This window comes from Streptomyces sp. CC208A (genome assembly GCF_030010625.1).
Classification (GTDB): Bacteria; Actinomycetota; Actinomycetes; order Streptomycetales; family Streptomycetaceae; genus Streptomyces.
The window spans coordinates 17,281-31,463 of record NZ_JASCXN010000018.1 but is presented as its reverse complement, the minus strand read 5'-3'; the positions used below and the strand labels follow the sequence as shown (position 1 = coordinate 31,463).

Sequence of the window (14,183 nt, the reverse complement as noted above, 5' to 3'; positions counted from 1 at the left end):
CTTTCCCATGCCCGTTCCCCGTGCCCGGAGAAACGTACGCGTGACGAGAGTGTCCGCACCCCTCGGGGTGCGGACACTCTCGTCACGCGTACGGGCCGGGCGTCAGCGGTCCAGGACGGTCGCGAACACCTCCGCCAGGACCCGCTCCGCGTCCTCGGCACCGTCCGTGCCGCGCCAGGCCACGTGCTGGTCGGGACGGACCAGGAGCGCGCCGGCCTCGCCGATCCCGCGGACGGCCGCCCAGCCGCCGTCCACGTCCTCGTACGCGCCGTCCACGCCGACCCGGACCGTGGTGACGGGCACCGAGAACTTCTCGGCCGCCCGGGCCGCCGCCTCGGCCCACGCGTCGCCCTCGGCGCCGACGATCAGCGTGAAGCCGCCGGTGCCGGTGAGGTCGAGGGTGGAGAGACGCTCGCCGTCCTTGGCGAGCCAGGCGTGCGGCAGCCGGTGGCCGGGGCGGGAGGTGGGCGTGTGCTCGTTGCGCATCGGGACGCGGACCGGCGGCTCGCTGCCGTCGGGGACGAGCGCGCCCTCCTCGTAACCGAAGCCGATCTCCATGTCGAGCGACTGGCAGCCGCCGCGGTGGGTGTGGAAGATCTCCAGAGCGCGCGCCCGGGTGGTGTCGCCGAGCCAGGACTGGTCGAAGTACGCCGCCAGACGCCGGCCGCGCAGGCCCGCCGGGATGTTGTGGCCGGCACCGATGGCGTCGATGACCGTCTGGTGGTGCTGGGCGGCGGAGACGGCCCAGTCGACGTTCTGGCGGCCGATCGGCCGGCGCTCGGCCTCGTACGTGTCGATGAAGCTCTCCGGCGCCTGGCCGCTGAGGACGGCCGCCAGCTTCCAGGCGAGGTTGTGCGCGTCCTGGATACCGGTGTTGAGGCCGAGGCCGACGGCCGGCGGCTGCTTGTGGGCGGCGTCGCCGGCGATGAGGACCCGGCCCACGCGGTAGCGGTCGGCGAGGATCGCGTCCACGATCCAGTCGGTGACCTTGTGGACGGTGATCTCCAGGTCCGGGATGCGGAGCAGCTCACGGATGCGCGGGACGACGGTCTCGGCGTCCCAGCGTCCGGGCGGACCCGGGGCGAAGTGAAGGCCCCACTGCTCGCACTTCTTGCCCCAGCTCGGCCCCATCTCGATGAGGTTGCTGGAGAGGTCCGGGTCCTCCGGGCTGAGGAAGTGGGTGATGAGCGTGCCCTCCTCCCACCACTCGGACAGGTCGGCGGAGAAGTACGCGGTCGTGGTGTTGACCAGACCGGGCGGGCCCTCCATGCGGATGCCGACCTTCGGGCCGACGAACTTCCCGCCGTCGGCGCCGATGAGGTACTTGGCCTTGACCGTGGTGGTCTCGCCGCTCTCGACGTTCCGCAGCTCGGCGAGGACGTGGTCGCCCTCGTCGGAGAAGGTGGTGACCTCGTGGCCGAAGAGGACGCGTCCCGGATTGCGCTCCTCCGCGTGGCGCTTGAGGATCGGCTCCAGCCACATCTGCGGCAGCTTGGCCGGCAGGACCGGGCCGGCCGCCGCGTACGTCTCCGTCAGCTCACCGCCGCCGAAGGCGTCCATCTCGTGGATGAGCCGGCGGTCCATCGGCCCGTCGCCCGCGAGCGTGGTCATCCAGCGCACCTTGCCGAACAGCTCCAGCGGCGCGGCCTCGGCGAGGACGTCGTCCGCTATCCCGTGCTGACGGAAGATCTCCATCGTGCGCTGGTTGAGATAGTGGGCCTTCGGAATCCTCGACGTGTCCGAGTGGCGCTCCACCAGCAGATGATCGACGCCCTGGTCGGAGAGGAAGACGGAGGCGGACAGACCGCATCCGCCACCACCGACGATCAAGACCGGAACCTCGATTGCTTCCATGTTCGCCCTTCCAGAAATGACGGATGCCTTGCCCACGCAGCCTGGCAAGGCACTCTGCAGCTCCGGTCAAGAACAGCTGGACTCCGCCTCCGCGCGGCCGGTCAGGAGGGTGACACGGCCGGCGGGGACGGAGTCCTCGGGGGCGCGGGGACGCCGCGGCCGGGCAGGGCCTCAGCCGAGCCAGGCACCGTCGCGCATGAGGCCGCGTCCTGCCAGCTCGTTCGCCTCGCGCCAGGCCTGCACGCGCCGCGGGCGAATGCGGAAGTACTGGTACGGATCCTTCAGTTCGCGCGGGTCGAAGCCGGTCTTCGCCGCGAAGGCGTCGCCCGTCTCCTTGCCGAGCTCCTCCGTGTCGACCGGCTCCGCCACGCCGTCGACGATGACCACGTCGCGGGTCGGGCCGATGCCGATCCGCACCCGGCCGTCGGCGAGCATGTTGCGCCCGGTGACCGAGGCGCGCGGGGTCGACACGAGGATCGTGGAGCCGTCCCACAGGAACGAGAGCGGAACGAGGTGGACCCCGCCACCGTCCGCGCCCGCCGTCGACAGCCACAGGTCGACGTCGTTCTCCAGGCGCGTACGGGTGTCCTTGAGCCGCTCCTCCAGCGTCCGGGGTGCCGCCACGTCCGTCATGCTTCCTCCATCACTGTCAGGGAGCCTCCCCGGCCGGGGAGTTCTTCGCTCCTGGGGGTCTTTCGGTCCTGGGGGTCCCGCCGGTACGAGGGCACGGCGGCCGCCACGGCCGCCGACGCCCCCACGGCCTCACGCACACCGATCATGCCGTGTGCGCGGTGCGTCACGAAACGCACGTGTCCGTTCGGGAGGGGCAGGACGCGCACGCCGTGTGCGGCGAGGCCCGCCGCGCAGGCGTCCGGGCCGAGCCCCGGGATCCGTGCCATCACCATGTTCGTCGGGTGCGCGGGGCTCAGCACCTCGACGCCGGGTACGGCCCGGAGGCCGGCGGCGAGCGCGGCGGCCGTCGCGTGGTCGGCGGCCAGCTCCGGCAGCCGCCCGAGGGCGACGAGCGCGGGCGCCGCGACCGTCCCGGCCTGGTGCAGGGAGCCGCCGAGCCCGGTGCGCAGCCGGCGGGCGCGCTCGACGTACGCGCGACCGCCGCCGAGAAGTGCGCCGACGGGTGCGCCGAGGGCCTTGGACACCGAGAAGGCGACGCTGTCGGCGGGTGCGGCGAGCACCGCGGGCGGGACGCCGAAGGCGACGGCCGCGTGGGCGAGCCGGGCCCCGTCGAGGTGGAAGTGGGCGCCGTACCGGTGGGCGAGGTCGGCCACGGAGCGGGTCGCGGCCTCGTCCAGGGCGTTGCCGGAGCGCATCATGCTCGTGTTCTCCAGGCAGACCACGGTGGGACGGCCGGCTCCGGCGGCGAGCAGCGCCTCCAGGCGGTCGGGGTCGAGGAGTCCGTCCTCGTCCTGCTCGACCGTGACGAGGGTGAGGCCGCCGAACCGCCGCAGCCCGTCGGCCTCCAGGAACCCCATGTGACTGTCGGCCCCGACGACCACCCGGATCCCGGCCGGGTCGGGGAAGGCCGCGAGGGGCGCCAGGAGATTGGCCATGGTGCCGGTGGGCACGAACAACGCGGCTTTGGTGCCGAGGAGTTCAGCGGTACGGGCTTCGAGCTCGGCGACCGTCGGGTCGTCGCCGTACACGTCGTCACCGACCTCGGCCAGGGCACTCGCCGCGCGCATCCGCTCGTCCGGGACGGTCCGGGTGTCGCTGCGGAAGTCCAGTCGGGGATCCGGTACGGGTACGGGGGCGCCGGTCACCACGGCTACCGCCCCGGCCGGTGAGCGACCCAGACGGCGCGCGGCCTGGTGTATCCCTCCACCGCGTGGAGGCCCAGTTCACGCCCGTATCCGGACTGGCCGAGGCCGCCGACGCTGACCGTCTCCTCGGTGTCGCCCCAGGTGTTGATCCACACCATGCCGGCGCGCAGGGCTCGTGCGAACCGTTCGACCCGCCCGGAGTCGGAGGTCCAGACGGAGGCCGACAGGCCGTACGCGGAGTCGTGGGCGAGCGCCAGGGCCTCGGCCTCGGTCTCGAAGGCGACGGCGGACAGGACGGGCGCGAAGATCTCCTCGCGCCAGGCCCGGGAGTCGGCCGGCACCCCGTCCAGGACGACCGGGTGGACGTAGAACCCGCCGTCGAGGTCGTGGCGTACGGAGACGGCACCGGGCGGCAGGACGACCCGCGCCCCGCGCGCCGCGGCCTCCGCCACGACCGTGGCCGTGCGGTCGACGGCGGCCCGGCTGATCAGCGGGCCGAGGTCGGTGGCCGGGTCCTCGGGGCGGCCGACACGCAGCTCCGCGGCGAGGGCGGCGACGCGGGCGACGAACTCGGCGTGTACGGCCCGGTCGACGATCAGCCGGGTGCCGGCCACGCACATCTGGCCGGTGTTGCCGGTGAAGGCGGTGACGACGGCGCGCGCGGCGGCGTCGAGGTCGGCGTCGCGGAAGACGACGACGGGGCTCTTGCCGCCGAGTTCGAGGGAGACCGGCTTGAGGCCGTCGGCGCAGCGGCGCGCGACCTCGCGGCCCGCGGTCGTGGAGCCGGTGAAGGTGACCGCGCCGACGGCCGGGTGGTCGCAGAGTGCCCGGCCGGTGTCGGCGCCGCCGTACACGGCGGTGAGGACGCCCTCGGGCAGCAGCCCGTCGGCGGCGCGGTCGACGAGTCGGCGCAGCGAGAGCGGCGTCTCGGGTGCGGGCTTCACGACGACCGTGTTGCCGTACGCGAGGGCGGCGGCGATCTTCCAGACGGCGAGCAGCAGAGGGTAGTTGTTGGGAGCGACGGCGGCGACGACGCCGACGGGCACCCGGTCGGTGTAGGTGCGCATGCCGGGTCCGGCCGGGTGGGTCTCCCCCACCGGGTGGCGGGCGACGGCGGCGAACCAGTCGGCGACCCGGGCGGCGAAGCCGACCTCGCCGAGGGCGCGGGCGGTGGGCTTTCCCGCGGTGCTCCGCTCCAGGGCGGCGAGTTCCTCCAGGTCGTCCCGGATGAGGTCCGCGAGCCTCCGCAGGAGGGCGGACCGCTCCCCCGGCGCGGTCTCTCCCCAGCCGCCGAGGAACGCGGCCTCGGCACGCCGTACGGCCTGGTCGACGCCGTGCGCGTCGGTGTCGGCGACGCGCACGATCTCCCGCCCGGTGGCGGGGTCGAGCACGGCCCTGCCCGCCTCGGGCGGCGCGTCCAGGACCTCCGTCATCCCAGCACCTCCGCGTGGCCCGCCAGGCGCAGCTCCGCGTCGAGGGCGGCGGCGAGGGCGAGGAAGGGATCGCGGCCCATACCCGCGTGGGCGCTGCCGAGGAGGCGGAGGTCGTAGCCGTCGGGGTGCTGCCAGAAGGCGTCGCAGGCGCCGTACTCGGCGCTGAGGTGGGCGAGGTGGAGCGGGCGGCCGTCGGCGAGGGTGTGGAGTTCTTCCACAGCCGGGTGCTTGTCACGCCTCGGCGGGAACTCCAGACGACCGCCGCCGGTCTTCTGGGCGGTGAGGCGCAGCTCTTCGCCGGTCGGCGTGGTGTAGACGACCTCCAGCTCGCGGACGGTGTCGCCGTCGCCGAAGGTGGCGGCGCTGTTCGCGCGGAAGGAGCCGACCGTGACGGGGAGGCCCTGCTCGGTGAGGAAGGCGGTGACCCGTTCCGAGGGGATCCAGTCGCCCTCGTGCTCCTTGCCGCGCCGGTGGAAGTGGTACGGGCCGGTGGGCACGGAGACCATCTCGGCCGGGTGCCGGGCCCAGTAGCTCAGCTCCGAGAACGGCGTGGCGAGGACGCGCGGCACCGCCCCGGGTACGGCGGGGCGCAGTCCGGAGTAGAGGGCGACCAGCTCTTCGTCGGTGAACTCGCCTTCCAGCACGGAGAGTTCGACAGTCGTACCGGCGAGGCGGGCACTGCCGGCCCGGTGCTCCATGTAGTCGGTGCCGAGCCAGGCCACCCGGCCGTCGCCGATCTCGTACGGCCGGGTCTCGCCGCCCCACAGGCAGGGGTGGTCGGCGGCGGGGAAGGCCCAGTCGTACAGGAACTGCTTCAGGCGCAGCCGCCGCCCGCCACCGGAGATCTCGGTGCGGTACCCGGCGGGGTTGGCGTCGCTCCAGGGGCTGCGGCCCTCGGCCGCGACGCGGCCGGGGGGCGCCTCGCGGCGGAGGGTCCCGACGGAGGTGTCGCAGCCCTCGGGCAGGGCGGTGGGCCGCCACAGCACGAAGGGGCACCACTCCTGGGCCCGCTCCTCCTCGATGGCCGGGGGGACCGGGTCAAGGCCGGACGCGCTCGCCAGGACCCGCGGGCGCCAGTGCGGGACGGAACTGCTCACCATGACTCCTCGATTCGGTTCTGAACTCCGCGAGGTGGCCGAGCCAGGCGGAGGTGGAGGCCAGGAACATCCATTCGCCGACGCCGAGTTCGGCCCGGATTCCGGCCGGGAGGGACGGCAGTCCGAAGGGGCTGCCCAGGTCCTCGGCGAGTTCGGTCAGCCGACGGACGTAGCCCGGGTCGGCGGGGCTGGGGAAGCCCTGCTTGCGGCGGTGCCGCACGGGCTCCGGCAGCAGGTCGCCGAGGGCGTCCTTCAGGAGGCCCTTGTGGGTGCCGGGCCTGTTGGAGTCCTTCAGGTGCTCGGGGCAGCGGAAGGCCAGCTCGGCGAGGGCGACGTCCTGGAAGACGGGCCGGTCCTCCAGGGTGTAGGTCGCCGAGGTGACGTCGACCATGTCGTTGACGTACACGAGGAAGCGCCGCATGAGGTGGTGCCGGCCGCGCTTGAGCGGGGACGCCGTCTTGATGGCCCGGTACTCGTCCATCGTGCGTGCCCAGACCCGGTCGGCGACCTCGTTCATGTCGACGCCGAGTTCCTGGGCCATCCAGGTGACGAGCCGGGCCCACACCGGCCGTTCGTCGGCGTGCAGCCGGTGGGTGAGGTAGTGCCGGCCATGGATGTAGGTGGGCGCGTACGGGTCGACGACGGGGAAGTAGCGGCCGTCCTGGTAGCCCCAGAGCTCGTCGGCGCCGTGCCCGGAGTAGACGACCACGTTCCTGTCGGCGGCGATCGTGCCGTACAGGTGGTGCATGGCGAGTTCGGCACCGTGCAGCAGCGGGCGCATCAGCCGGGTGGGCAGGAGGGGAACGAGTCCGGCGGCCGTGTTCCGGTCGAGGTCGCAGACCGTCAGCGGGACGCCGAGGTGTTCGGCGACGCCGGTGGCGTACGTGACGTCGTCGCCGGAGCCGCCGATGCCGTCCTGGTAGCGGAGCACATAGCCGTCGAGCGGGATGCCCCGCGCGGTGAGGCCGGCGACGATCGCGGTGCTGTCGACGCCGCCGCTGAGAACGGCCGCGCGCGGTACGTCGGAGACGGAGCGCTGTTCGATCGCCCGGTCGAAGGCCGCCCTGATCTCGTCGGCCTCGATGGGATCGTCGACGGGGGACGGTTTCCAGTAGCGGTGGGTACGCAGCCGCGGCCGGTCGACGACCAGGTACTCGGCGGGCTGGAGCGACCGGACCCCGCGCAGCCAGGTGTGGTCGTCGGCCGCGTCCATCCGGATCCAGGAGCGCAGCACGAACTCCTCGGGCTCCACCTCGGCCTCGACGAGGCCGGTGCGGAGCAGCACGCCCTGTTCGGAGGCGAAGATCAGGCCGCCGTCGACGTGGGCGTAGAAGAGCGGCTTGACGCCGAAGTGGTCACGGGCGAGGACGACCCGGCCGGTGGTGGTGTCGTGCCAGGCGAGCGCGAACATGCCGTCGAGGGGCCGCAGCGCCTGGCCGGGCTCGTCCTCGCGGCACACCTGCTGGAGGACGAACTCGGTGTCGCAGGTGGTGCGGCGCGGCCAGAGCGGCGGTGCCGGCGAACGCGAGCCGTACACCTCGCCGTTGTGGACGAGGACGATCCGTCCGGTGGGGTCGGCCATGGGCTGGTCGCCCGCGTGGGAGCGGTCGCGGATCGCGAGTCGGGTGGCGCACAGCATGACCGTGCCGCACTCGGAGACGTACGGGGCGCAGGAGCTCTCGCCGCGGTGGGCCATCGCCTCGGTCATGGTGCGGCCCAGGGCGTCGAGCCAGGCGGCGTCGCGCCGGCCGTCGAGGCTGACGAAGCCCGCTATACCGCACATGTGCCGACCGTCCTCTCGGACCAGACGCGCCACAGGCCGGCGAGGGCGTCGGTGAAGACGTGCTCGATGCCGTGGTGGCCGCCCTCGTGCTCCCTGTAGTGGTGCGGGACGCCGTGGGCGTCGAGGGCGGCGTGCAGGGCACGGGCGCCCCAGTGCATGCCGTACTCGTCGCGTTCGCCGACGCTGAGGTGGAGGTGGTCGAGGCGGGTGAGCGCCTCGGCGTGCTCGTCCAGCATGCGTACGGGGTCGTGGGCGAGCCAGCGCTGCCAGACCTCGTCGCGGAAGACACCGGTCCCGGGGTCGCAGGGCAGCGCGTCGGACGGGCTGGTCCGGGCGTCCTCGGCGTAGCACATGCCCATGGCGATGATGCTCATGGCGACCATGAACGGCACGTCGACGGGGCCGGTGGCGCGGCGGGCGAGCAGCGCGTCCACACCGCCGGCGGCCCGGACGGTGTCGAGGGTGCGCGGCAGGAGCGGCAGGTAGCTGTGCTCGAAGCCGGCGTCGGGCGAGCAGGCGACGACCGAGCCGAAGAGGTCGGAGGTCATGCCGGCGATCAGCGCGCCGTAACCGCCGCTGGACTTGCCGCCGATCGCGCGCCAGCGCGGCTCGGGGCGGGTGGCGAACCGCCGGTCGACCGCCGCGACGATCTCGGCGAGGTATCCGGCGTAACGGCCGGAGGAGGCGGAGTCGATGTACTGGGAGCCGCCGTAGGAGGTGGTGCCGTCGGGGACGACGAGCAGGGCGGGCGGCACCCGGCCGTCGCCCATGGCCGTGCGGAGCCGGTCGGCGACGGTGGTTCCGAAGGCGAGGGCCCTGCCGGCGAGGCTGGGGTGGGCGCCGAAGCCGGGCAGCCAGTAGACGACGGGGAACGGGCGGACGCCGTCGTACCCGGGCGGCAGGTGCACCTCGACCCGGCGTGTGTGCGGGTCGCCCAGCGGGTTGCCGCGCAGGCAGTCGCTCTCGTGCTCGAAGACCACGGTCTCGGGGAAGTCGCTCACGACCGGCTCGCCTCCCGGAGCTCCCGCTCGACGTGGCGGGTGTAGTACGAGGGGTGGTGGAAGACGGCGGACAGCAGGACGCCGTCGCTCGCCCACAGGCCGAAGGAGCTGCCGAAGAGGAGGTCGGCGCCGAGCATGGCCTCCAGGGTGCTCGCGGCCATCTCGGTCCAGCCCTCGGCGTGGGTGACGTGGGAGCGGGCGGGGCCCGCGCCGAGCTTCGTCACCCGGCCGGCGACCGGGTCGAGGAGGTAGGAGGTCTCGTCGCCGCTGTCCTCGTACAGGGAGACGACGTGCCGTCCGGCGCCGTCGTCGAGTGCCCGGTACCAGTAGTCGGTGGCGACGAGCAGGTCGAGGAGTTCGCGGAGCAGCTCCTCGGCGGACCGGGTCTGCCTGCCGTAGCGGTCGAGGGAGGGGTCGAAGGCCGGGACCGGCGTCTCCGGGTCGAGCCGGACGGCGGCGTAGACCTCGTCGAAGTCGTACGCGTCGGGGGCGGTCGGCCCGTCGACGAGGCCGGCCTTCCCTCCGCCGACCTCCAGGACCTGGCCGGGGCCCCACAGGAGGCCGGCCCGGCCCCGCTCGGTGAGGCGTGCGAGGGCCTCGGCCGGGGTGAACGGGAACATGGTGCGGTTGCACCAGTCGTAGTCGCGGTCGGTGTCGCCGCTGACGCGCCAGCCGAAGGAGGACGGCACGGTCAGGGCGGCCGGCAGGGAGTCCACGTACCGGTCGAAGTTGGCGACGGCGCGGGCGCGGACACCCTCCGGGTCGGTGAGCGGGCGGCGCTCGGTGAGGACGCCGGGCGGCGAGATGCTGTGCGTGGGGACGAGCGCGAGGTCGAGTCTCGGCGCGTCCTCGCGCCGGAAGGCCTCGACGGTCGCCTCGTGCAGGAGCGCGTCACCGCAGATCATGACGGCCGCGTCCGCGGTCTCGACGAGCACGCTCATCTCGGGGAAGGAGACGGCGGACGGGAAGGTCCGCAGGGTCGCCCCGCCGAGGGTGACGGTGTCACCGGGCCGCACCGGGCACAGCCGCTCGAAGCCGAGGCGGCGCAGGGTCCAGGAGATCGCCTGGTGGCCGAGGCCGGAGGCGGTCAGCGTGGGCGGCACGGGGCCGGCCGGGTAGAAGCAGGTGACGCCGGTGCTCTGGCGGGGGCTGTCGTCGAAGTCGACGTCGGCGCCGTCCACGAGGAGGCCGAGGGAGGGGTAGTGGTGGTGGTCGAAGTGATGGTGGCTGAGGACCACGCAGTCGACGCCCTCGTCGAGGACCCTGCGGACGAGGTCGTCCTCCAGGGGCGGGTGGTGCTCCCAGAAGCGGTCGAGGCGCTGGGTCAGCCACGGGTCGAAGAGGATCCGCTCCTGGCCCGTCTCGACGAGGACGGCGGCGTGGCCGAGGGAGGTGAGGCGCATCAGTCGTCCGCCTCGTACACGCAGCGGAAGCCGACCTCCATGTGCCGGTCGGTGATGAGGTCCTTGCCCCGGTAGAAGGTGGTGAGGCAGGCCGGCGGGGAGGTGAACGTGCCGCCGCGCAGCACGTGGAAGGCTTCCTTGCGGTTCATGAAGTCCAGCGGGTGGCGGCCCTTGAAGAAGGGGTCCATGTCCTCGCCGGTGTAGAAGTTGGTGCGGGTGAGCTCCCAGACGTTGCCGGACATCTGGAGGACACCGTAGGGGCTGGCGCCCTCGGGCAGCGCGTCGGCGGCGAGCACGGGGTGGGCCGGGTTCTCGCCCTGCTCGACGGTGACGAGGAGCGCTTCGAGGGAGTCCAGGTCGGCGACGGCCTGACCGAAGGACAGCTCCACGTAGTTGACGCGCTCGGGGTCCCAGTCGTCGCCCCAGGGGAAGCGGCGGCCGTCGACGCCTCGGGCGGCCTTCTCCCACTGGACCTCGCTGGGAAGCATGCCGCCGGCCCAGGCGGCGAAGGCGTACGCGTCGTACCAGTCGATGCCGACGACGGGCATGTCCGGGGCGTTGAAACGCGGATCGTGCCAGTGGGCGGGGCGGTGCGAGCGCTCCAGCGGCTGGTCGGGGTGGTCGAACTCGCCGGAGTCGCCGACCTCTTCGAGGAACTCGCGGTAGCGGGCGTTGGTGACGGTGGTCCGGTCGATGAGGAACGCGGGCACGTCGACGGCGCGCAGGACGGTGTCGTCCTGGGCCATGCGGAAGGCGTCGGGCTGCTCGTCGGCGCCGATGATCGCGGGGCCGGCGGGGACGAGGACGACGTCCTCGTGACGGCGGGCACGCTTGCGGGCGGCGGCGATCCTGGACCGCATCTCGGAGAAGTACTCGTCCTCCAGGCGGCGCAGCTCGACGGGGTCCTTGGTGCCGAAGACGGCGATGAGGGCGCGCTTGGTGAGTGCGGCGCCGCAGCCGACGGGCTTGCGGGCCCAGTCGGGGCGGGTGAAGTTGCTGGGCCAGCCGGAGATCCGGATGAGGTCCGGGACGGCGGCGTCGATGCGGTGCTCGGTGATGACCTTGAGCGCGGTGAACGCGACCCAGTCGACGGTGTCGTGGGTGGCGGCGGCCACGGCGGTGTCGGCGGCCTCGTCGCCCGAGTGGTGTGTGGCGAGGAGCCGGACGGCGCCGGCGCGGACGGGCCACTCGGGGTGCGAGACGGCGATGCTCGCGAGGAGCGGGATGCCGTCGGTGGTACGGCCCTTCTCGCCGGCCAGGGCGACGACGCGTTCGACCGACGCCCAGTAGCGGTCGTCGGTGGAGTCGTCGATCACCAGCATGTCGGCGGGAATGTCAATGACCTGCGAAACGCGATTTCCTACCACTTCAACCTCTCTCTGACGACGTGCCGCCCGTACGGAACCGAGTTCCGTACGGGCGGCGCGGTACGCGTCATGCATGCGCAATTCGCTGCGTCAGCGAATTACCACTTGCTGGTCTCCTGCTGCGCGTCACGGGTCTCGATGAAATCACGGTCGCTCATGGGTCACTCCTTCCTGTCGAGAATTCATGGGTCCGGTCGACCTCATGGCCGAGGACCTTACGCGGACGCCGAAGCGGGCGACAACAGCCACGGAATATCAGCGGTTGAACATGAACACCGCCCGAATCGTCCGGGTAGGTTCGCGGCCATCCGAACCGGAGAAAGGGAGGAAGAATGGCGGACACCTATGGCCGCGAGATGCGGGAGAACGGGGTCGTACGGCTGCCCGGGCTCGTCGGCGGCGCGGAGCTGGCCGAGCTGCGGAGCGCGGTGGGCCGTCTCGAGGAAGCGGCCCGCGACCGCACGGCCTCCAGCGGGGACTTCGTCCTGGAGGCGCCGGGCATCGGCGGCTGGGCGGCCTGGCAGCAGGGGTCGGGCGCGCTGCCCGGCGTGCTGCGGTCGGTGGACCGCATCCATGTGCACGAGCCGGCGTTCGAAGCCGTGCAGCGGTCCCTCGGCCTGGCCGAGGGACCGGTGCGGGCGGCGTCGGGCACGACGGGCACGCTGGTCAACTCGTTCCTGTGGGCGAAGCCGCCGGCGGTGGGCTCGGCGAAGCCCTGGCACCAGGACATGGCGTTCGCGCCGCCCGGGTTCGCCGCCGGGGAGCACGGCATCGTGACGGTCTGGATCGCCCTGGAGCGGGCCACCCCGTACAACGGCTGCCTGGAGTTCCTTCCTGGCTCGCACGTCCTCGGGCTGTTCCCGCACACCGGGGACCGGGAGCGGCTGCCGGGCGAGGCGCCGCTGCGGCGCGCGGTGGAGCCGCACGTGGCGGACGAGCACCTGCCGCGTACGGCCGATCCGGTCGCGATGCCGCTGGAGCCGGGCTCGGCCGTGATGTTCGACGGCATGGTGCTGCACCGCTCGGCGCCCAACACGACGGCCTCGGAGCCGCGTACGGCCGTCAGCTTCGTGTACCGGGTGCCGCGCCCGGCCTGGACACGGATGGAGCCGGCCGCCGCCCCGGTGTGACGTTCGACTGCGGCGGGGCGGCGGTCGAACGCTCCTCAGGAGCCGGTCGCGGCCCCGTCGAGGGCGTAGAACCCGGTGCCGTCGAGGTGCCGGATGGTGTTGAGGTCGCGCCGCACGACCTCGTCGAGCTCGTGCAGCAGCGTCACGATGACCGGGTACGTGAGATCGTCGACGGTCCGCCGGATCCCCTGGCCCGGCCGGACCAGGGGCGTCAGGGTGTGGAGGCTCTCCAGACGCTCGATCTCCTCGATCCCCCGGTACGCGCGGAGCACACCCTCGACGGGCGAGACCATGCCGTAGATGGCGGCGTACCGGCGGATCCCGTACGGGGTGCCGGCCCGCTCGTGGAAGCGCTCGGGCCGCAGGAAGGCGTCGACGGTCCACTCCAGCTGGGACTCGCCGATGCCGAGGCCCGCGGCGGCGGGGATGCCGCCGCCCGCGATCCGGGCGCCGACCTCCACCAGGCAGGGCCCGGTCGGAGTCATCCGGATCTCCAGGTGGGCGGGGCCGTGCCGGATGCCGAGGGCGTCGAGGACGCGGAAGGCGTAGTCGGCGAGGGGGGCGACGACCCGGCTGCCGGAGTCGATGAGGGAGAGCGCGTCGCAGAGGTCGACGACGCCGTTGCGACTGGCGCGGTCGGTGCGCCAGACGTCGCACACGTGGTGGCGGCCGTCGCGGCTGACGGTGTTGACCATGTACTCGGTGCCGGCGAGGTATTCCTGGGCGACGGCCCCGTTGTTGGGCTGGGAGAAGACGTCGTCGGCGTCGGCGAGGAGGCGGAAGGCGGCGACCGACTCCTCGGGGGTGTCGCAGAAGGTGACGCCCTGGCTGCCGGCGCCGCGCGGCGGCTTCACGACGACCCGGCCGCCGAGCTCGCGGTGCCAGGCGGCGAGCTCCTCGGCATCGGTGGCGAACAGCTGGCGGGCGGCCCGCAGTCCGGCGGCGCGGATCGTCTCGACCATGAGGTGCTTGTCGCGGCGGGCCGCGCTGAGGGCGGTGCCGTTGCCGGGCAGTCCGAGGTGGTCGGCGAGCAGGTCGGCGAGTTCGACGCCGATCTCGCCTCCGGAGACGACGGCGACCGGGGCGAACTCCGCGACCGCCTTCGCGGTGGCGGCGACATCGCCTTCGTGGGTGATGTCGGCGACGAAATCCTCGGGGACATAAGGAGCCGACCGGTAGACGTACGGGGTCTCGCGCGTGCTCTGGACACGGACGACGGAACATCCTTGCCGAAGGAATTCGAGAACGAGCGAACGGACGCCCGCATAGGCGTCGACCATCACGATGCAGGGGTTACCAGGAAGATCCTGGACGGCTGTTGTCATATGTTCAACGAT

The 14,183-nt window shown here is 72.9% G+C and carries 11 protein-coding genes; 1 reads left to right on the top strand and 10 read right to left on the bottom strand.

The window, feature by feature from the left end:
• Positions 1 to 102: 102 nt before the first annotated feature.
• From QK442_RS20055 to QK442_RS20015, 9 genes are all read right to left on the bottom strand, one after another.
• Positions 103 to 1,854, bottom strand: a complete 1,752-nt coding sequence (locus tag QK442_RS20055) for an FAD-dependent monooxygenase (RefSeq protein WP_282695362.1) — start codon at positions 1,852 to 1,854, stop codon at positions 103 to 105.
• Between the two features lie 171 nt (positions 1,855 to 2,025).
• On the bottom strand, positions 2,026 to 2,487 hold the full coding sequence (locus QK442_RS20050) for a pyridoxamine 5'-phosphate oxidase family protein (protein WP_282695361.1): 462 nt from the start codon (positions 2,485 to 2,487) through the stop codon (positions 2,026 to 2,028).
• The gene (locus QK442_RS20045) at positions 2,484 to 3,632 is read right to left on the bottom strand and encodes a GntG family PLP-dependent aldolase (protein WP_282695360.1); all 1,149 of its coding nucleotides are present in this window, start codon (positions 3,630 to 3,632) and stop codon (positions 2,484 to 2,486) included. The genes QK442_RS20050 and QK442_RS20045 overlap by 4 nt, the downstream gene beginning before the upstream one ends.
• A gap of 5 nt (positions 3,633 to 3,637) precedes the next feature.
• Complete coding sequence (locus tag QK442_RS20040; RefSeq protein WP_282695359.1) at positions 3,638 to 5,065, bottom strand: aldehyde dehydrogenase family protein; 1,428 nt, start codon at positions 5,063 to 5,065, stop codon at positions 3,638 to 3,640.
• Positions 5,062 to 6,165 (bottom strand): hypothetical protein, encoded by a 1,104-nt coding sequence (locus QK442_RS20035; RefSeq protein ID WP_282695358.1) that lies wholly within the window; start codon positions 6,163 to 6,165, stop codon positions 5,062 to 5,064. The genes QK442_RS20040 and QK442_RS20035 overlap by 4 nt, the downstream gene beginning before the upstream one ends.
• The gene (locus tag QK442_RS20030; protein WP_282695357.1) at positions 6,104 to 7,945 is read right to left on the bottom strand and encodes an asparagine synthetase B; all 1,842 of its coding nucleotides are present in this window, start codon (positions 7,943 to 7,945) and stop codon (positions 6,104 to 6,106) included. Before QK442_RS20030 ends, QK442_RS20035 begins: the two co-directional genes overlap by 62 nt.
• Positions 7,933 to 8,946 (bottom strand): alpha/beta hydrolase-fold protein, encoded by a 1,014-nt coding sequence (locus tag QK442_RS20025; protein ID WP_282695356.1) that lies wholly within the window; start codon positions 8,944 to 8,946, stop codon positions 7,933 to 7,935. The genes QK442_RS20030 and QK442_RS20025 overlap by 13 nt, the downstream gene beginning before the upstream one ends.
• Entirely contained in the window at positions 8,943 to 10,349 is a 1,407-nt protein-coding gene (locus QK442_RS20020; protein WP_282695355.1) for an MBL fold metallo-hydrolase, read from the bottom strand. Before QK442_RS20020 ends, QK442_RS20025 begins: the two co-directional genes overlap by 4 nt.
• Positions 10,349 to 11,671 (bottom strand): SUMF1/EgtB/PvdO family nonheme iron enzyme, encoded by a 1,323-nt coding sequence (locus tag QK442_RS20015; RefSeq protein WP_282695354.1) that lies wholly within the window; start codon positions 11,669 to 11,671, stop codon positions 10,349 to 10,351. Before QK442_RS20015 ends, QK442_RS20020 begins: the two co-directional genes overlap by 1 nt.
• 377 nt (positions 11,672 to 12,048) lie before the next feature.
• Here QK442_RS20015 and QK442_RS20010 point away from each other — a divergent pair, with 377 nt between their 5' ends.
• Entirely contained in the window at positions 12,049 to 12,846 is a 798-nt protein-coding gene (locus tag QK442_RS20010; protein WP_282695353.1) for a phytanoyl-CoA dioxygenase family protein, read from the top strand.
• A 35-nt stretch (positions 12,847 to 12,881) separates the two neighbouring features.
• On the opposite strand, the gene QK442_RS20005 is transcribed toward QK442_RS20010, so the two are convergent.
• Positions 12,882 to 14,171, bottom strand: a complete 1,290-nt coding sequence (locus tag QK442_RS20005) for an ATP-grasp domain-containing protein (protein WP_282695352.1) — start codon at positions 14,169 to 14,171, stop codon at positions 12,882 to 12,884.
• Positions 14,172 to 14,183: the final 12 nt, after the last annotated feature.